12 protein-coding genes are annotated in these 19,629 nt (G+C 55.3%); 1 reads left to right on the top strand and 11 read right to left on the bottom strand.

The annotated features are described in order from the left end of the window. The first annotated feature begins 76 nt into the window (after positions 1 to 76). Complete coding sequence (gene argA, locus AC2A1E_RS12425) at positions 77 to 1,402, top strand: amino-acid N-acetyltransferase (protein ID WP_459401522.1); 1,326 nt, start codon at positions 77 to 79, stop codon at positions 1,400 to 1,402. A gap of 27 nt (positions 1,403 to 1,429) precedes the next feature. On the opposite strand, the gene recD is transcribed toward argA, so the two are convergent. From recD to ptsP, 11 genes are all read right to left on the bottom strand, one after another. Next, on the bottom strand, positions 1,430 to 3,274 hold the full coding sequence (gene recD, locus AC2A1E_RS12420; protein ID WP_484384002.1) for an exodeoxyribonuclease V subunit alpha: 1,845 nt from the start codon (positions 3,272 to 3,274) through the stop codon (positions 1,430 to 1,432). Further along, positions 3,271 to 6,822: an exodeoxyribonuclease V subunit beta gene (recB, locus tag AC2A1E_RS12415; RefSeq protein WP_484384001.1), complete on the bottom strand. Its 3,552-nt coding sequence runs from the start codon at positions 6,820 to 6,822 to the stop codon at positions 3,271 to 3,273. The genes recD and recB overlap by 4 nt, the downstream gene beginning before the upstream one ends. Next, positions 6,819 to 9,710 (bottom strand): pitrilysin, encoded by a 2,892-nt coding sequence (ptrA, locus tag AC2A1E_RS12410; RefSeq protein WP_484384000.1) that lies wholly within the window; start codon positions 9,708 to 9,710, stop codon positions 6,819 to 6,821. Before ptrA ends, recB begins: the two co-directional genes overlap by 4 nt. A 218-nt stretch (positions 9,711 to 9,928) precedes the next feature. After that, a complete protein-coding gene (recC, locus tag AC2A1E_RS12405) occupies positions 9,929 to 13,300 on the bottom strand; it encodes an exodeoxyribonuclease V subunit gamma (RefSeq protein WP_484383999.1) in 3,372 nt (1,123 codons plus the stop codon). Between the two features lie 159 nt (positions 13,301 to 13,459). Beyond that, on the bottom strand, positions 13,460 to 13,819 hold the full coding sequence (locus tag AC2A1E_RS12400) for a prepilin-type N-terminal cleavage/methylation domain-containing protein (protein ID WP_484383998.1): 360 nt from the start codon (positions 13,817 to 13,819) through the stop codon (positions 13,460 to 13,462). Then, entirely contained in the window at positions 13,809 to 14,261 is a 453-nt protein-coding gene (locus tag AC2A1E_RS12395; protein WP_484384035.1) for a YgdB family protein, read from the bottom strand. Before AC2A1E_RS12395 ends, AC2A1E_RS12400 begins: the two co-directional genes overlap by 11 nt. Further along, entirely contained in the window at positions 14,258 to 14,830 is a 573-nt protein-coding gene (locus tag AC2A1E_RS12390; protein WP_484383997.1) for a prepilin peptidase-dependent protein, read from the bottom strand. Before AC2A1E_RS12390 ends, AC2A1E_RS12395 begins: the two co-directional genes overlap by 4 nt. Further along, positions 14,818 to 15,324, bottom strand: a complete 507-nt coding sequence (locus AC2A1E_RS12385) for a prepilin peptidase-dependent protein (protein ID WP_484383996.1) — start codon at positions 15,322 to 15,324, stop codon at positions 14,818 to 14,820. Before AC2A1E_RS12385 ends, AC2A1E_RS12390 begins: the two co-directional genes overlap by 13 nt. A gap of 207 nt (positions 15,325 to 15,531) precedes the next feature. Beyond that, positions 15,532 to 16,326: a thymidylate synthase gene (thyA, locus tag AC2A1E_RS12380; RefSeq protein ID WP_484383995.1), complete on the bottom strand. Its 795-nt coding sequence runs from the start codon at positions 16,324 to 16,326 to the stop codon at positions 15,532 to 15,534. A gap of 6 nt (positions 16,327 to 16,332) precedes the next feature. Next, positions 16,333 to 17,205, bottom strand: a complete 873-nt coding sequence (gene lgt, locus AC2A1E_RS12375; protein WP_484383994.1) for a prolipoprotein diacylglyceryl transferase — start codon at positions 17,203 to 17,205, stop codon at positions 16,333 to 16,335. 172 nt (positions 17,206 to 17,377) lie between these two features. After that, positions 17,378 to 19,624: a phosphoenolpyruvate--protein phosphotransferase gene (ptsP, locus tag AC2A1E_RS12370; protein WP_484383993.1), complete on the bottom strand. Its 2,247-nt coding sequence runs from the start codon at positions 19,622 to 19,624 to the stop codon at positions 17,378 to 17,380. Positions 19,625 to 19,629 lie beyond the last annotated feature (5 nt).

Below are 19,629 nucleotides of genomic sequence, written 5' to 3'. Positions count from 1 at the left end.
ATTCCTGCTTGCCATCGGGGCAATAAAAGAATAAAAATACAAAAATACCGTATAAATATGCAAAAGAGGTTTTGCCGTGAAGGAACGTAGCACAGAGCTGGTCCAAGGATTCCGTCACTCAGTTCCCTATATTAATGCTCACCGTGGCAAGACGTTTGTCATCATGCTGGGTGGGGAAGCCATTGAGCATGAAAATTTCTCCAGTATCGTCAATGATATCGGGCTCTTGCACAGCTTGGGGATCCGTCTGGTGGTGGTGTATGGTGCACGGCCGCAGATTGACAGTAATCTGGCGCAGCACAATTACGAACCGATTTATCACAAGCATACCCGCGTTACCGATGCCCATGCGCTGGAGCTGGTCAAACAGGCTGCTGGCCTGCTGCAACTGGATATCACTGCACGGCTCTCCATGAGCCTGAACAACACACCGCTGCAAGGGGCGCACATCAACGTGGTAAGCGGCAACTTTATCATTGCCCAACCGCTCGGTGTGGATGATGGCGTTGACTATTGTCACAGCGGCCGTATCCGCCGCATCGATGAAGAAGCCATCCATCGCCAGCTCGACAGCAATGCAATTGTGCTGATTGGCCCGGTGGCGGTTTCCGTTACCGGTGAGAGCTTCAATCTGACTTCTGAAGAGGTAGCCACGCAGTTAGCCATCAAACTGAAGGCAGAAAAAATGATTGGTTTCTGCTCATCGCAAGGGGTGGCTAACGCAGAGGGGCAGATCGCACCCGAACTGTTCCCCAACGATGCGCAAAAACGCATTGAGCAACTGGAAGCAACCGGCGATTACTACTCTGGCACCGTGCGTTTCCTGCGCGGTGCGGTCAAAGCCTGCCGCAGCGGCGTACGCCGCAGCCACCTGATCAGCTATCAGGAAGACGGGGCGCTGGTGCAGGAACTGTTCTCACGCGACGGTATCGGTACTCAGATCGTCATGGAGAGCGCAGAACAGGTACGTCGTGCGACGATCAACGACATCGGTGGCATACTCGAGCTGATTCGCCCGCTGGAGCAGCAAGGCATTCTGGTGCGCCGTTCGCGGGAACAGCTGGAAATGGAGATCGACAAGTTCACGATTATCGAGCGCGATAACCTGACGATCGCCTGTGCGGCACTCTATCCATTCTTGGAAGAGAAAATTGGTGAAATGGCCTGTGTGGCAGTCCACCCGGATTACCGCAGTTCGTCGCGTGGCGAAATGCTGCTGCAAAGGGTAGAAAGCCAGGCACGGCAAATGGGCTTGCAGAAGCTGTTTGTGTTGACCACCCGCAGCATTCACTGGTTCCAGGAACGTGGCTTTACACCGGCGGAAGTGGACGTTCTGCCAATGCAGAAACAGGCGCTGTACAACTATCAGCGCCGTTCAAAAATCCTGCTGGCCGATCTGTAAGCGTTTACGGGCGCTGTATCACAGCGCCTATTCCCCTGCCTGCAACCGTTCTGCCAACCCACTGCGGCGTTGAGTTGGCGTGCGGATGGCGCTCAGCAAAACCTTATCCGTGGCGTAAAGCGAAAGCTGCTTACGTGCACGGGTGATGGCGGTATATACCAGCTCACGGGTCAACACCGGCAGAAAATGATTCGGCAACACCAATACCGTATGGTCAAACTCCGATCCCTGCGATTTATGCACCGTCATCGCATAAGCGGTTTCATGCGCCGGTAAACGGCTCGGCTGCACCGACTTAATGCTGCCGTCCGGTAACTGGAAATGCACCCGAAGATCGCCCTCCTCACCGGGCAAGGCGATGCCAATATCGCCGTTGAATAACCCCAGTGCGCTGTCGTTACGGCCAATCATCACCGGCCGCCCCAAATACCAACGCCCCGCTGGGCCAGGATTACGGCGGATCAGACCCGCACGCTGTAACCCGCTTTCAATGCGTTCATTCAACCCGGCAACGCCAAACGGCCCTTCGCGCAAAGCACACAGCACCTGAAAACGAGCAAAGACTTCCAGTATCGTGGTGGCATCAGCACCTTCGGCCACCTGCCTGAGATAATCACGATACCCCTCAACGCACGCATCCAGCAGTTGCTGATAATCCTCGGTTTCTGCCAGCGGATAACCCGCTACGTCACCATAGCGGCCATTCAGCGCCGCCATCGCCTGTTTGCCATCTCCTGCATTCACCGCCAAGGCCAACTGACCAATGCCGGATTTGGCATCGAATCGATAGCTCTTACGCAGCAGACACAGGCTGTCACGCACTGCCGCCCCCGCGGGCTGCCCCTGCAACGGATATCCCGTCAAGCGTGCCAGTTGGGCTGCACGAGCCTCACTGTAGCCTTGCTCGGCAAAACGGCAGATATCCCCTAACACCGCCCCCGCCTCTACCGAAGCCAACTGATCGCGATCGCCGAGAAATATCACCCGCGCCTTAGGCGGCAAAGCGGCAATCAACCGCGCCATCATCGGTAAATCCACCATTGACGCCTCATCCACCACCAACACATCAAGATGCAGCGGATTGCCTCGGTGGTAACGCATCCGCTGGCTGTTGGGCTGCGCGCCCAGCAAACGATGCAAGGTGGCGGCTTCCGCCGGGAACAACGCGCGCTGCTCCGGTGTGAGGGGGAGCAGACGGCTGGCAGTGCCCAGTGATTCCGTCAGCCGCGCTGCCGCTTTGCCGGTGGGAGCCGCAAGCTGGATACGTAAGCGCTCATCACCACCAAGCTGCACCAGTGCGGCCAGCAATTTGGCCACGGTGGTGGTTTTACCGGTGCCTGGGCCGCCGGAGATCACGGCGATGCGGCGAGTGGCAGCCACGGCGGCAGCGATCTTCTGCCAGTCTGGCTCATCTGCCGCCTCACCAAACAGTTGATCGAGGATCGCGCGAAGCTGTGCCTCTTCAACCGGTTGCGAAACCCTGTCGCTGCTAATAAAGGCCGCGACTTCGCCTTCACTCTGCCACATACGCTGCAAATACAACCGATGCTGCTGTAACACCAGCGGCGTGGCTGAGTTGCCATCGCTCACGGCAGCCGAAGCCGCCAGGCATTGTTGCCAACGGGCTAAATCCGGCTGCCCCGCCGCCTGCCATGCGGCCAGTGCCAGCTCTGGCTGGCGGCCATTGAACAGGTTTTCTGGTAACAGCTGATCCAACAGCAGGCAGACGTGGCCGGCTCCCGCTTCTGCACTCAGGCAGGCGGCTGCCAGCAGGAGTTCCGGTTCGTCATCTCCAGCGACAATCTGGGCGAAATGCACATCCAGAGGCCGTAATGCGCCCAACACCAACGCCTGATTCAGGATCTCAATCATTGCCCATCCTCCGCGCTGATGGCTGCTCCGCTGAACAGACGATCCATCCCTTGCACCAACGCTTCCTCTGGCCGACAGGCAAAAATCCCGTTGCCCGGATGTTCAGCATCAACGCCGCGTAAAAACAGATAAATCACTCCGCCAAAATGATGGTTGTAATCATAATCCGCCAGGCGATGCCCCAGATAACGGTGCAACGCTAGGGTATAAAGCTGATATTGCAGATCGTAGCGATGCTCCGCCATTGCCCGCTCCATAGCCTGCTGGGTGTAAGCGCTACTGTCTTCACCCAGCCAGTTGGATTTGTAATCCAGCAGGTAGTATTTACCTTGCCAGCAAAACACCAGGTCGATAAAGCCTTTCAACATGCCTTGCACCTGCTGGAAATTCAGCTCAGGGCAATGCACAGAAAGCGGATCGTAACGCTTCACCAGTTGATCCAGTTCGCGAGCCTGCAACACCCCGTTGATCGGCAAATAGAACTGCATTTCCGCCTGCTTGAATTGCGGCTTCAGGGCAGAGAGAGCCACACCGCTGTCATTGAGCGGCGTATTCAGCAACACCTGCATCCACTCCTTCAATACTGGCAGCCAATGTTCTTCAAAACCCTGCTTCTGCAACTGTTCCAACAATGTTTTTTCATCAAGCGGCTGCGTGAAATCCAGGGTTTCAAACAGGCTATGCAGGAAGGTCCCCGGCGCGGCACCACGTGGGAAGGTATGCGGAGTCAGTTCTGGTGCTTTATCTGCCACGTACTCCCCGGCGGCATCGACGTCCAATCGCGGTAACAACTCCTGCATTCCTGCCGTACCGTGCTGCTGTAGGCCGGTATAACTAGTCACGCGCCAGAAATCCTGCATCCGACGCGAAAAGTGTTTTGCCGCCAATTCGGCCACGGCGGTGGTTTGAGGCTGCCAAGGGTGTTCATCGGGCGCATCCACCAGTGCGAGTTTAATACCGCCAGTGGCCAGCTTTTGCAGGCTCTCTTTCAGATAGGCAGCATCACCGGCCTGCCCCGCCTGCACCAGATACCCCAGCGCACTGCGGTGCAAATCGGTCTCCCCCTGTTTTTTACGCGTGCCCAGAAACAGCGGCGCGATACCGATACTACAGTGGTATACCGAGCGGGTTAGCGCCACGTACAGCAGGCGTAAATCTTCCGCCAGCCGTTCTTCTTCGGCCCAGGCGATACTTTCTTCATTGGCATTAAGATCCAGCAGCGCTTGGAAAGTCTTGCGGTCGTGATACAGCACCTGCTGCTGTTGGCGGAAATTACCAATAAACGGCAACCACACCAGATCGAACTCCAACCCTTTGGATTTGTGGATGGTAATCACCTGTACCAGATGGCGATCGCTTTCCAAGCGCAGTTGCTGATTATCCGACTGGCGATTCGGTTGAGCGATCTGCTGTGCCAGCCAACGCACCAACGCATGTTCGCTGTCCAACTGTGCCGTAGCCTCCTGCAACAGTTCCCCCAAATGCATCACATCCGTCAAACGGCGCTCACCGCCGGGGCTGGCCAGCAAGTTTTCAGCCAGATGCCGCTGGGCCATCACCTCACGCAGCATCGGTAAGACGCCACGCCGCTGCCAGTGGGTACGATAGGTATCAAACTCGTCAACCAATGCATCCCAGGCCTGTTCATTCTGATTCAGGCTATCCAGCGCAGCCGCATCCAGCCCGAGCAACCCGGTCGCCATTGCGCTACGTAAAGTACGCTCCTGTTCCGGTGCCAGCACCGCCTGCAATAACCACAGCAGGTCTTTAGCTTCCGGCGTATCAAATACGCTGTCGCGATTGGAAAGGTAGACCGAGGGGATCGCCAACGCACTGAGTGCGTCACGCACCAGCGCCGCCTCGGCACGGCTGCGCACTAGAATGGTAATATCCGATGCCTGCACGCTACGGCGTTTATCACCATTCACCAGCCAGGCTTCACCTGCCTGCCCAGCGCTGAGCCAATCCCTGATTTGCGCCGCACACCAGCGGGCCATCAATTGTTGGTAATCACTTACTCCAACGCCATCCCCCTGCTGCAACCAAAACTGCATTGCCGGTTGCGGCTTGTTTTGCCATTCAAACACCAACCCCTGATTCTTCTGCGCCGCAGCAACATCAATGAACGGGATCTGACTGAACAGAAACGGGTTTTCCACCTGGGCAAACAGCCGATTCACGCTGCCCACCATCGCCGGTGATGAACGCCAGTTAGTCTCGAGCGTATAGTGGGCGCTCACCTCTGAACGAGCACGCATATAGGTGAAGATATCCGCACCGCGGAAAGCGTAAATCGCCTGTTTTGGGTCGCCAATCAGCAGCAAACCACAGTCTGGCTGGCCAATATAAAGTTTTTGGAAGATACGGTATTGCTGAGGGTCGGTATCCTGAAACTCATCGATCATCGCCACCGGATAACGCTGGCGGATCGCCTGAGCCAGCTGTTCGCTACCGGCACTTTGCAAGGCCGCATCCAGCTTGCTGAGCAGATCATCAAACCCCAGTTCGGCACGCTGGCGCTTCTCTTGCGCAATGGAGGTACGTATTTCGCTCAAGGCGCGGGCCATAATCAGATCGCGCAGCGTTAAGGGTTCAGCAAACAGCTCATCAATCGCCACAAATAGCCCATGGCGCGGTGCTTCTCCTTTTTTGGTTTTCTCCAGCAATATCGACTGGCGGAATTTATCCAACTCTTTCGGTAGTTGATAATCCTGCGTTTCCTGCCCAGCCCATTCGCCGACCTTATTCAACCAATTAGGCAAATGTTTGCTGCTGTAGCTGCGCTTATCGACGCCTGACTGGCTGATTAATGCCTCCAGTTCCCCGGCATTGGCCCGCCATTGCGTTTTAATGGCATCAATACGCGCAACAATCTGCTCATGGCGCATCAGTACCGTTTCATCATCTTTCGGTGGCTGGCGCAATGCTGGCGCCTCACCCTGCAAATAACCGGCAAGATCGCTCAACAGCGCCTCCGGGCCGCTCCACTCCTGGCTTACCGCCCTTGCCACGTTCAACGGCAAGGGGTAGCAATGACGCCGCCAGAAGTCTGCGCAGGCCTGACGCCGCAGCGGCAACTCATCCTGTATCAGCGTTTGTTCAAACAGGATGCCGGATTCGAACGCATTGTGAGTGAGCATTCGCTGACAAAAACCGTGGATGGTGTAGATCGCCGCTTCGTCCATCTGCCGTTCTGCCGCCAGCAGTTGCGCCGCCGCATCAGGCAGATCGCCAATTTCTGCCATCAGTGAAGAAAACAGTGGATCTTCACTTCGCCCGCGCACGCAGGCAATCCGCAATGCGTGGATATTGCTGCGAATACGGCCGCGTAACTCCTCGGTAGCCGCCTCGGTAAAGGTGACTACCAGAATTTCCTCTACCGTCAGAGGACGATGAAAGGCGGCTGCCTGGCCTAAGCCAAGCAGCAAACGCAGATAGAGCGCGCCAATAGTAAAGGTTTTGCCGGTTCCCGCCGAAGCTTCAATCAACCGCTCACCAAACAGCGGTAACGTCAGTGCATCAAGCCTCTGAGGAACAACGGGGGTCATGGCGTCGCCACCTGGCGTGGCAATGTTTGCTGCAACGCAGAAGTATTGGGATAAGTCACCCAGCCTTCACCCGGTGCGGCAAAATCGGCTTTCTCCTGGTTGCTGCCACTCACCTGTGACAACACGGCCAGCCCCTGTGGCTGAATGACTGCCTGCTGGAAATAATCCGCCAGCTTGGCTGGTGTTATCGCCGTAATCTGGGTAATCAGTTTCTGGCGGGTATCGAAAGCGAAGTTACCGCGATCAAAATCATTGCTGAAGCGGCCAGCCTCCTCACCCAAGGTTTGTGGGCGCTGCTTCAGTTCATTGATCATCGCCTGCTTATACTGGGCGAAGTCGGCCTCACTCATCTCACGCAAACGTTTCTCAGTCTTAGGATAGAAATCCTGATAGCGCTGATAAAGATAAGCTGGTTGCTTACTGTTGCTTTGCAACAGAAAACCGACGCCCCACTGGCGGCCGACCGACGTGGCAAAGGCGAATACGGCATAACCGAGCTGCTCTTGGGTACGCAACTGGCTGTAGAACCAGGGCTGAATAATCTGCCCCAGCAAAGAGCTGTAGGCCATGCCGGTCACCTCATCGTAACCCGTCGGCACATACACCGCCGCCAATGCCGAGTCGGTACTGCTGCCTGGGCGCTGTAGGTTTGCGAACTGACTCTTGGCCACCACCACTTTTTCACCATGCCACCAGGTCACTCCTGTGCAACCTAAGTGCTGTTTTAGCGTGAAAGCCAGCGTATCTACCTGCTGCTTACTCATGTTGCCTACCACCAGCAGTTCTGGCGTGGCTTCGGTCATCAAGCTGTCACGGTAAGCCAGAACATCTTTCAGCGTCAGCGTTTTCAGCACTTCGCGGCGCTCACTGCGCTCGGTATAAGGTACCCGAGAAAGCATCTGCACCGGTTGGATTGCCAATTCAAACGCTTTGCCCTTCTCTGCCGAATCTAACTGTTCCAGATACCAGGATTTAGCCTGCGCGAGTTGTTCGTCGGTTGGCGTGAAGCTGGAATACCCTTCAATCAGCGAAGTCAGCAACTGTGGTAAGCGCTGGGTAAAACCGCTGGCATTAAACATCAGGCCATTGTTTGGCGAGGTGGAGAAGCTCAGCCCGCCGACGGAAGCCTGATAGCTCAACTGATCGAGCGAAAGACCGGCCAGATAATCCATCAGGGAAAACAGCACCTGATTGCGTGCAGAATCCATAGTCTTAGGGTTGCGTAAAGCCACGGTGACATCGGCCTTCGGCTCATCGGCAAAATAACGGCTCGGCATATACAACACACGCAGGCCCGGCTGGTTCACCACCATTTCTGGTTTGGTAAACTCGTGCGACGGCGTATTCAGGGTAAAATCATCAGGGATATAAGGGTTCAGCCCCGGCATAGAAAGCACAATCCCTTTGCCCAACTGCTGCCACTTCTCGAATCGCTCCGGCGTAATTTTGTCGACCTGATAAGGGGCTTCAACGAAGTAAGCCGTTTTGTTATGCGGCTCATCCGGGCTGATAAACCAGATGCGCGCATTCTGCGGTGTCATCTGGTTCAAACGTTCTGTAATGGCTTGCGGATCGAAGCGGTCTGCCAGATAAGGGGCATCCAGCGTGTGCTCGATCGGCACACGCAGCATGGTATCTACCAGCCATTCGATATAATCCATATTGCGGGTAATCGACGGATAGCGGAAGTCCAGATTCAGGACGTTGGCAATCTCATCAAAATAACTTTGCTTGATCCCTTCACTGCGCAACATGTTCAAATAACTGAAGATGGCCGCAACCACCTTGTCACGTTCCATCAGGCCTTTGTCGGTCAGTGAAACGTTGATCGAGAAAATACCTCCGTTGCGATCCACCATAGGATCGGCACCGGCATTGATGGCATCAGCCAACCCTTGCTTTTGCAGCCAGTCGGAAAGCGTATTCTTGCTGCGGTTACCGATCAGGTAGCTGATATAGGTATCGGTTTTACTGCGAAACTCCGCGCTGTTATTGTCGATGCGGAACTCAACTTTCAGTTGTTTGCTCGGTTGCGCTGGCACGTAATGAATGATGATGCCCTGCTGCTCAGCGGTCACACTAGGAACTGTGATTGGCGGCACTTTCACCTCACGGTTGGGTATACGGCCAAAGGTTTTGGCCGCCAGTTCCGCCATGTTCGTCAGTGACTGGTTGCTGTATAAAACCCCCATCATCAGATTGGCAGAATAATAACGCTGGTAAAACCCGGTCAGTTCATCGTGCAATTTGCTACCCGGTTTATCCTTCAGGGTCTCAAGATTACCACCGGCAAAACGGGCACTGGGGTGTTCAGGGTTCAGCGTTTCGGCCCTTACCTGAGCCATGCGCATACCGTCACGAGAACGGGCCATAGTCAATTCGGCATTCACCGCATTGCGTTCACGATCGGCATTGCCTGGATCCAGCAGCGGTTCTGCAATGGCATCAGCCATACGATCCACCGCCGCTTCCAGCGCGTTATTTTCCACTTCCAGATAAAAAGCGGTACGGTAAGACGCGGTACTCGCGTTATGGCTACCGCCATGTTTTTTCAGGAATTCAGCGAGATTTTCTGCTTCTGGATAGCGCTTGGATCCCATCAAGACCATATGTTCCAGGTAATGGGCCAATCCGAGCTGACTGGCTGGGTTTTCCAGCGACCCGACCGGCAACGCCAGCGCAGCCAGTGATTTCGGTGCCTGTGCGTCGGAAACCAGCAGCACCGTCATCCCGTTCGCCAATGTGATTGCCTGGTAATGGCGCGGATCGTGATCGCTTTTGTGGATCTTCTCCGCCAGTGGTTGCCATCCTTGAGCTGCCCAGCTTAACGGCACCCAAAACATGACTAACAACACTAACCCAGTAATGCGGACCAACTGTCTGCGCATATCCAAAATAAACCCCTATTATCTTGCCGTTACGCCGACTCACTGACGTTAACGGCACTCTACAAAACGAAAAAATAAAAAGACTTCAAGTTACACCGCTTGAAAGGCAACGAGTCTAATGTCTGTACGCCATGTAAGACCGGAGACAACCTCAATGGTTGAATATAAATCTAGCTATTTTTTATCATCTCCCACTAATCAGTACCACCTGAGGATTCTTATCCTAGGTTATTACGTGCCACTGGCAGCAGGTAACGTTCGGTTTCACCAAGAATTTGCTCAAGATAGACGTTATCCATTTGCCGGAAAACTCGCTGGATATAGGGATCTTCGGCTTCCCCCGGTATCCGTTGATCCCCCTGCCAGATTTGCAGCAGCTTGGCGCGCGCTTTGATTTGCACCTCTTCAGCCCAGTCAATCTGCTGCGTTTCCGCCTGATAACACTGGCTCAACCACGCCCAACCGCTTTTGTTTAACAACATCAGGGGTTGTGACAAACCACGCTGATAGCCGGCAACCAGTTCTGCCAACTGGTCATGGGCTTCCACGGCGGAGAGTGCCGCAAAACGCCAGATAGAATTCTTGCGCCCGAACATGCGGCTGGTTCCCGTGCCACCAGCACAGCAATACACCAGGTGTTCCAGCCAAAGCAAAATGCCATCTACCGCCGAAAGCGTGGCTGGCCGCCAACGCAGCAGGCCATCCTGTTGGACTTGATGCAGCCAACCACTGATACGTATGCCCGCAACGTCAATATCCAATTCCAGGCTGCTGTTTTCCTGCCGCTCATTGCGTACCCGTTCAGCCAGTTCGCTCATCTCTTCCTGCTGAGTTTGCCAGTAGATCTCACCAAATGCCCCATAGGGTAAACCACCAGACGCACGCACCCGCTGGAATAACAGCGCTGTATCTTCTTGCTCTATCAGGGTATTCAGCAGTTGGCTGTTGAATTGATAACGGCTGAGGTTATCTAGAATAAAAGGTTCTTCTTCCGGTAGTTCGGTCTCTTCCAGAATGAAGTTGACGCCGAGGCGCAATTGAAAAAACGCCCGTATTGGATGGCGATAGAAGCGCAGCAACTCATCCAGCGAAATTTGTGTTTTCTCTTCAACCAGCAATGGTTGATTAAACGCCGGATAGGCAGCCCCACGGCCATCTGCCGCTGGCAGCCACTCTGCGGCATAGCTTTGTGCTTCACTCCCCGGCAGGAAGTTTTCGGCAGCAAACGGCATGCGGGGGTGCCACCTAAGTAAATGTTTGCCTACCCGATGCGCACTGACGTCTGCATTACAGGCCTCATCACCCGGTAAACAATAGCTCTGCTCCAGGTACTCCAGCAGTTCAGTAACCAGCACCGACGGATAGCGCTCGCTATTATCCTGAATCGAACGGCCAATAAAGCTGATATAGAGCCGCTGTTGGGCCGAGAGGAGAGCCTCCAGGAACAGATATCGGTCGTCGTCACGGCGGCTGCGATCGCCACGTTTGACCTGTTGAGCCATCAGGTCAAAACCCAATGGCGGTAAAGTACGTGGATAAACCCCATCGTTCATCCCCAGCAGGCAGACCACCTTGAACGGAATGGAACGCATCGGCATCAAGGTGCAGAAGTTGATCTGCCCGGCCAGAAAACGCTGGCTGATACGTTGCTGATCGAGCCGAGCCGCCAATTCATTGCGCAGCAGCGTCAGCGGCACAGTATCGGGGTAGCGAGCCGATAGCCCATATTCGATGATCTTCAACCAGTCCCGTTCAATCAGTGCTAATGCTTCTTCCGTTTCACTGTCCGTCTTAAAGAAGCTATCAAGCAAGCGACGGCACAGTGGTAGCCATTCGGCCAGCGATCGCTCTTCACTCAGGAGCTTGCGCCAGTCGCTGAGCTGAGACAGCAGATCGGCCAGTTGCCCGGCCAGTTCGGCCACCAGCCCGCTTGATTCGTCATACGGCAATACCCCCTGCCAATCACCCGCATTACTGTCCATCGCATATCCCAGCAACATACGGGTAATGCCAAACCGCCAAGTGTGCTGACCGGTTGCTGGCAATGACAGTTCACGCACGTTGTCATCGTCCAACCCCCAACGCACGCCCGCTTCACCCGTCCAATGACGCAGCAGGCGCAACCCCTCTTCCTGTATGGAAAAACGGGCGGCCAACGCGGGCACCTCCAACAGCGCTAATACCTGCTCGGAGGTAAAACGACTCTGTGGTAAATCAAGCAGTGAGATAAAAGCCTGTAAGGCAGGATGTGCCTGGCTAGCCTTGCGGTCAGAGATGGCAAACGGCAGGTAGCGCTCCGCTGACGCATTGCCGAAAACCGCCTGGATATAGGGGGTATAGCTGTCAATATCTGCCACCATCACGATGATATCGCGCGCTGTCAGTTGGGGATCTTCGGCCAGCATCGCCAGCAGTTGATCGTGCAGCACTTCAACTTCACGCTGCGGGCTGTGGCAGGCATGCAGGCTGAGAGAGCGATCCTGCGGGTCCAGTAGCCGTTTATTGCCACTGTGCTCAAACGTTTCCAGCGTGGTACCGATCACCGAGTGATCTTCCAGTTCCAGCATGTCGTGCTGAATGGCATGCAGCAAACCGTCTGGCGGAATATCGACAAAGGCATCGATTTCCTGAACTGCATCCATCTGCGAAAGCAAATACAGATGATCACGCCCCAGTTTGCCCCATGAAGCGAGCAGCGGGTTGCTCAGTTGCTGTTCACCCTCGGCATCAAACAACTGCGCGGCCTGCTCAGGCTGGCGAAATAACCCCTGTTCCCGCGCCTGATGGTAGTGACGACGTTTGCGGCTTTGCAGGCGGGCAAGAAACGCATAGTCCTGGATATCTCCCCAGTAATAACGGCAGGGATTGGTAAACATCAGGTGGATATCAATGTGCTTGCCGAGTGCCTGCAACGCCTCCAGATAGACCGGTGGCAAGGCTGAGATTCCACAGATAAACACTCGGGGTGGCAAGCCAGCCGGGCATTGCTCGGCGTTTTCTAGATCGCTGATAAAACGGCGGTATAAATTGGCACGGTGCCATTTCTCTTGCCCCAGCTCATCCGTATACTCAACCAGTCTGCGCCACAGGGCAGCCTGCCATGGTTGAGCCTCAGCCAACCCGTCAATCAGTTCCTGGCGCTGCCAGCTTTCCAGCCACTGCGGGCGATAAACCAGATATTGGTCAAACAGATCCGCCACTCTACCGGCAAGCTGGTGGATCTTGCGCTTGTCGCCGTCGTCGGTAAGGTAATGTTGCAGCGGTGCAAACTCAGGTTGCATCAACATCTCAGGCAGCAACCACATCAGCTTCCAGGTCATGGCATCTTTGCTGAAGGCGCTCTCTTTTGGGATCCCTGGCAAAACCTTAGTGAACATATCCCAGATAAAGGTGGCAGGCAGTGGGAAAGCGATATTTGCGGCGATCCCCAATTGCTCTGCCAATTGCATTTGCAGCCACTGCGCCATACCGGGGCTTTGTACCAACACCACTTCCTGCTGAAAAGGATCGGCCAAGGGTTCTCTGGTTATCAACGTACTGGTCAGCGTTTTCAGTAAATCCAACTGATTGGAGTGATAGACCCTAAACATGCTGCTCCTTTAAACCGAATAAATACCCAGCCGGTATTTGAGGTTGATGACAAAGTGGTTTTTAAGCCCGAGATACTCGGGCCTAGCGCACCGAGGGGCGCTCTCCCTAATATCTGGCTTTGTCAGCAGTCTGAAATACCAGCCGGTATTTCGTACTGATTACTGCCCGATGCAATACCATCGGCTGAGTTCAACCTGCTGCCGCAGTGGTGTTTGTATTTTTACCGTTCGCCGCAGGCAAGGCGCTTCCGCCGTTCGGGTTTCCACTTCGCGCTGCCAGTTGGGGGGTAACGGTAAGGCGTTATCCTGCGTGATCGTCCCGGCGTTAAACATTTCCAATTGGTGATGCGCCAACGACCAAGCCTGCTGGTATTGCCATTGCCGCTGAAAAGCCTGCAACAAAACCTGATGATATTGTAACAGCCCCAGCAGCGAGACCGCGAATAACAATGCCGCGATCAAGACTTCAGGCAGGCTGAATCCCTGCTGATAATGCACGTTGGTGCGTTTAATCGGCACAATCACTCTCTTTCTTCTCGGGGCAAAAATCCAGCCAGCCGCCTTTTTCCACTTGTAGCACAACATCACCCACCGTATTGGTTTCACTGGCCAGTTGGTATAACCACAGCGGTTCAGCATTGGCAATCACCCCAGCTCCGCGCACCACCACAATACCGGTACGAGCAGAACGGCGGACGCAGGCTTGCAGAGCATCGGTAGGTAACGGCTGGCAATGCCATCGGGTTGCGGTCAGTTGCTCACGTGGCCACTGCTGCACCAGCCCCCAGTTCAAGGCGGAAACTGCCTGGTTGTAGGCGCGCAGATAACGCTGCTGATCGACCGCCAACAACAGGGCGCTCTCCAGTTGCCGCTGCTGGGCATTGAGCAGCATCAATCCCATCACCAGCAACAGCATTACCGCCGCCAGCGTACTGCCCCCCTGTTGTGCCTGCATGTTCAGAGAGCCTCCATACTGACAACCCATTCCAGGCGCTGCTGAATATTTTCCCGCACCGTTGAACGCCCTCCAAGGCTGAACAGCACCAGGGACTTGCCGCCATTCCCTACCCTCTCGCTGACGGAGAAGGCATTAATGTATACCTCTTCCGGATCGTGCAGACGTTCCCAACCGTTACCGCGGCATTGAGTCACGCCACGCTGCCCTTCCAGGGTTCCTGCTCGCAGGCGATAACCGAAATACTCCACATCACCCGCATTTTCCCACTGACCATTACGATTAAGGTCATAGGCGACAATCACACAGCTGGCTGGAACTTCGCCTTCGGCATTGCCGATCAATAACGCCTGCCCCTGGCACTGCCCGGCGCAAAATCCGGCACGGCGCAGGTCTTTCTCAATACCGAAAGCCAACTGACGCAATACCTGTTCCAAGCGGTAATAGCGGCCCACGTCGGTAGTTTGCTGCCGCAGGACCGGCAAAGTCTTGGCCGCACCCAATGCAATCAGGCTGCCAAACGTCATCGCCAACATCACTTCAGGCAAGGTAAAACCTTGTTCTAAGGCTGGCATAGCGCAACACCTCGAATCACCGTTTCTTCGCTGCATAGCCGCAGGCGCCCTTTGGCAGACAGCACCAGGCGTATGCGGCCTGCACCGTTAGCCAGCAGGATATGCCCAGCCTGAGCATTGTTACGCAGCCCGTAAAAACCCATCTCTTTTTGGGTGAAATCCTGTAATTGCACATCAATATGGATCGGAGTAAACACCCAGCCAGCCGCAGGGGTGCAACGAGTCGCTACGGTTTCGCTGCCGATACACCAAGGCTCCCCCTGCTTGAACCACAGCAGAGCATTGCGATTACGCCAGTTGGCATCGGCCTGCAAGCGCGTCAGGAAAGCCAGCAGTTGCTGGGCTGTTTGTTCCAGCCGCAGAGCCTGTTGATAAAGATGCCACTGGCTGACGCCCCAAGAGGTCAATGTGCCAGCCAGCAGCATCACCACCAGCAGTTCAATCAGCGACAGGCCCTGCTGGCGGTGGCCATAGCGGTATGGATATCTGTTCATCAGGCGAGTGTAATGCGCCGGATTGTCGGCTGCATAAGCGTTTACTCAGGCTGGAAAATACCGCGCAAAGTTTTTATGCATTTATCAGGGAAACAGCAAAAAACGCGCGCGGCTTCGCATTGCTGGCGAAGTAAGGAGGGAGGGAGTGATACAAAAAATAAGGGCCCAGTTATCAATCAACTGAGCCCTTTTAGCTATCAAAGGATATCAGATGGCAACAGGTGCCTTGATAGCCGGATGCGGGTCATAACCTTCAATCTCGAAGTCTTCGAAACGATAGTCAAACAGTGACTCTGGCTTACGTTTAATCACCAGCTTTGGCAATGCGCGCGGCTCACGCGTCAATTGCAGTTGGGTCTGATCCATGTGATTGCTGTAAAGATGGGTGTCACCACCGGTCCAGACAAAATCACCCACTTCGAGATCGCACTGTTGTGCCATCATATGCACCAACAGCGCATAGCTGGCAATGTTGAACGGCAGACCAAGGAACACATCACAAGAACGTTGATACAGCTGGCAAGAGAGCTTGCCGTCTGCCACGTAGAATTGGAAGAAAGCATGGCAAGGAGCCAACGCCATCTGGTCCAGTTCACCGACGTTCCATGCAGAAACAATGATGCGGCGTGAGTTCGGATCCTGTTTCAACTGCTGCAACACGTTGCTGAGCTGATCGATCTGGCGGCCATCTGCTACGCCCCAGGCACGCCATTGCTTGCCATAAACCGGGCCGAGATCGCCATTCTCATCGGCCCACTCGTCCCAGATCGTGACCTTATTTTCGCGCAGATAAGCCACGTTGGTCTCGCCGTTCAAGAACCACAGCAATTCATGAACAATCGAACGCAGATGACATTTTTTGGTGGTCACCAACGGGAAGCCTTCCTGCAGGTTGAAACGCATCTGGTGGCCGAAAATCGACAACGTGCCAGTGCCGGTACGGTCGGCTTTAGGTGTGCCCTCGGCGAGCACTTTGTTCATCAAATCCAGATACTGTTTCATTTTTCCTCACGACAGTTGTTGCTGCGGGCGACGACGATACGCCCAGATCATCACTATTATACCGGCCACGACCATCGGCACGGACAGGATTTGCCCCATGCTGACAACGCCGTCAAACAGGCCAAGCTGGGCATCCGGCTGGCGGAACGCCTCGACGATAATACGGAATACGCCATAGCCAATCAGGAACAGGCCAGAAACGGCCCCCATCGGGCGCGGCTTGCGGATAAACAGGTTCAGAATGATAAACAGCACCACACCTTCCAGCACCATTTCATACAGTTGCGACGGATGGCGCGGCAACACACCGTACTGATTCAGTATCGGTAACAAACTCGGATCAGCGGCGGCGATGGCGATGTCTTCGGAGCGGGAACCAGGGAACAGCATGGCCCAAGGCGTGTTAGTGGTCACTCGCCCCCAAAGCTCGCCGTTGATGAAGTTGCCTAAACGGCCAGCGCCCAGGCCGAACGGGATCAGCGGTGCAATAAAATCAGAGACCTGGAAGAAGGTGCGTTTCGTGCGGTGAGCGAACCACAGCATCACCAAGATCACCCCCAGCAGGCCACCGTGGAATGACATCCCACCATCCCAGACCTTGAATAAATAGAGTGGGTTATCCAGGAACAGCGGCAGGTTATAGAACAGCACGTAACCTACGCGGCCGCCAATAAATACGCCCAGAAAACCAGCGTACAGCATGTTTTCCGCTTCGTCTTTGGTCCAGCCACTGCCTGGCTTGTTGGCGCGGCGTGATGCCAGCCACATGGCAAAAATAAAACCGACCAGATACATCAGGCCGTACCAGTGCAAGGAGACCGGGCCGATAGAGAAAATCACCGGATCAAATTCAGGAAACGCCAGATAGCTAGTGCTCATCTATCACCACAACATGTCTATTATTTTTCCCCATTTGGGGGCGGCAGGTGCCAAACGCGGTATCGGAGCTTTCCCGATAGACTTCGAATTGCAGCCAAGCTGCGTATCATAACATAGGCTTAACGGCGTTCGAGCTTGGCTACAGGGAAAAGTTCTGTAAAAAAGTCACCACTCAACGGCCACCGCGAATCAGCCCACCCATGCCGCGCCGCTCCATAAACGCCGCCACCTGATGGCGCACTTCGGTGGTCATTTGGGCGCTCAGCACGCGCTGAGCCAGCCCTTCTGCATCGGATAACTCAATATTGCGCAGCAGGTATTTGATACGCGCCACGCTGCGCCCGTTCATACTCAGATTACGGTATCCCATCCCCACCAACAGCAGAGCCCCCATCGGATCGCCCGCCAGTTCACCACACAGGCTAACTTGCAGACCGGCGGCGGTGCCTTGAGTAATGATCAGCTTCAACACCTGCAACATGGCAGGATGCAGGCTATCGTAGAGTAACGCCACACGGGTGTTATTACGGTCTACCGCCAGCAGATACTGGGTCAGATCGTTGGTGCCTACCGAGATAAAATCAACGCGCCCGGTCAGATAGGGGATCAGAAAAATCATTGACGGCACTTCCAGCATCACGCCGATCCTGGGTTTGGGAAGGTCATACCCCAGCACTTCTTCTACTTCACGCCCGGCGCGATCGATCAGGCGTTTTGCCTCGTCGATCTCTTCCAGGCTGGTGATCATCGGCAGCAAAATCCCCAGATTGCCCGTGCTGGCATTGGCACGCAGCATGGCACGTACCTGAACCAGGAAAATTTCCGGCTGATCCAGGGTAACGCGGATACCGCGCCAACCCAGGCACGGGTTCTCTTCGCTGATAGGCATGTAAGGCAACTGTTTGTCTGAACCGATATCCAGCGTGCGCAGCGTGACCGGTTTGTTCGGGTAGAGCTGCAACATGCCTTGATACTGCGATACCTGCTCTTCTTCCGATGGGAAACCGCTTTGCAGCATGAACGGGATCTCCGTGCGGTACAGACCAACGCCATCCACGCGCCCACCGAGCAGCTGCTCGTGTTCCGGGCTGAGGCCAGCATTCAGCATCACCTGGATCCGCTCACCGGTTTTCAGTTGCGCGGGTTGTTCAACGTCGTCTTCCGCCAGCTTGCTGAGTTCCTGTTCCTCACTGATCAGCCGCTGATATTCCTGCACCAACACCGGTTCAGGATCCACCAGCAACTCGCCACGATAGCCATCAACAATCAGCATCCGCTGGGCCAGCAGCGCCGGTTGGATATCCGCGCCCATCACCGTCGGCACGCCCATGGCCCGCACCAGGATCGCCGCATGGGAGTTGGCAGCACCATCGCGCACCACCACGCCCGCCAGACGATCCGGTGGCACTTCTGCCAACAGCGTCGCGGTCAGTTCATCGGTCACCAGCACAAAGCGTGCTGGCCACTGGGTGGTGCCCTGGGTGGTATCGTCGAGGTGGAATAGCAGGCGTTGGCCGAGCGCACGCAGATCGCTGGCGCGCTCACGCATATAGGTATCCTGCAAGGTGGCGAACTGTGCGGCAAAGGCTTCGATCACCTGTTTTACCGCCCATTCGGCCACCGAACCGGCGTCAATTTCGGCAAATAGCTCACGTTTGAGGCGGGCATCGTTCAACAGGTGGGAATAGAGATCGAAAATCGCCGCGCTCTCTTTCTGCGAACTGGCAGAGAAGCGCTTGCTGAAACGGCGGAACTCCGCACCGGCCTCTTCTAAAGCCTGCATCAAGCGCTCACGCTCACTGACCATATCCAACGTTGAGGCTTGGTAGACCTGATCGAGCGAAGGTTGGCTGCTGTCCAGCCAGCCTTCGGCGACGGCCACCCCAGGGGAAGCGGCCAGCGCGCGGATACGCGTCTGGCGATATTGGCCAAAAATAGCGTTAAGCTGTGATTGAGAGAGGATCCCGGCCATCTGCGTGGCCAGTGTCACCAGAAACGACTCTTCGCTCTCGTCAAACTGGCGCAGTTCCCGCTGCTGCACCACCAGCACGCCGAGCAGTTGCCGGCGGTGGATAATCGGTACACCAAGGAAGGATCGGAACTTATCCTCTTTCACCTGCGGGACGTATTTGAAGCTGGGGTGGCTTTGTGCATCCGCCAGGTTGATCGGCTCCGCCTTGCGCCCGACCAACCCGACCACGCCTTCATCGAAAGCCAGTGCGATGGTGCGCCCACGCGGCTTTTTCAGCCCACGCGTTGCCATCAGGTAGTAGCAGCGGCGATCGTTGTCTGCCAGATAAATGGAGCAGACTTCGGTATCCATCGCCAGACAGGTTTCATTGACCAAAAGATCCAGCGCGTCTGTCAGATTGGCCGCCGCGGCCACTTTCTCAACAATTTCTCGCAAGCGCGTGAGCATAGTCT

Source organism: Serratia sp. HNCC26DJ206 (assembly GCF_057180605.1).
Note: the sequence above shows the minus strand (reverse complement) of the source record. Positions and strands in the feature narration are given on the sequence as shown.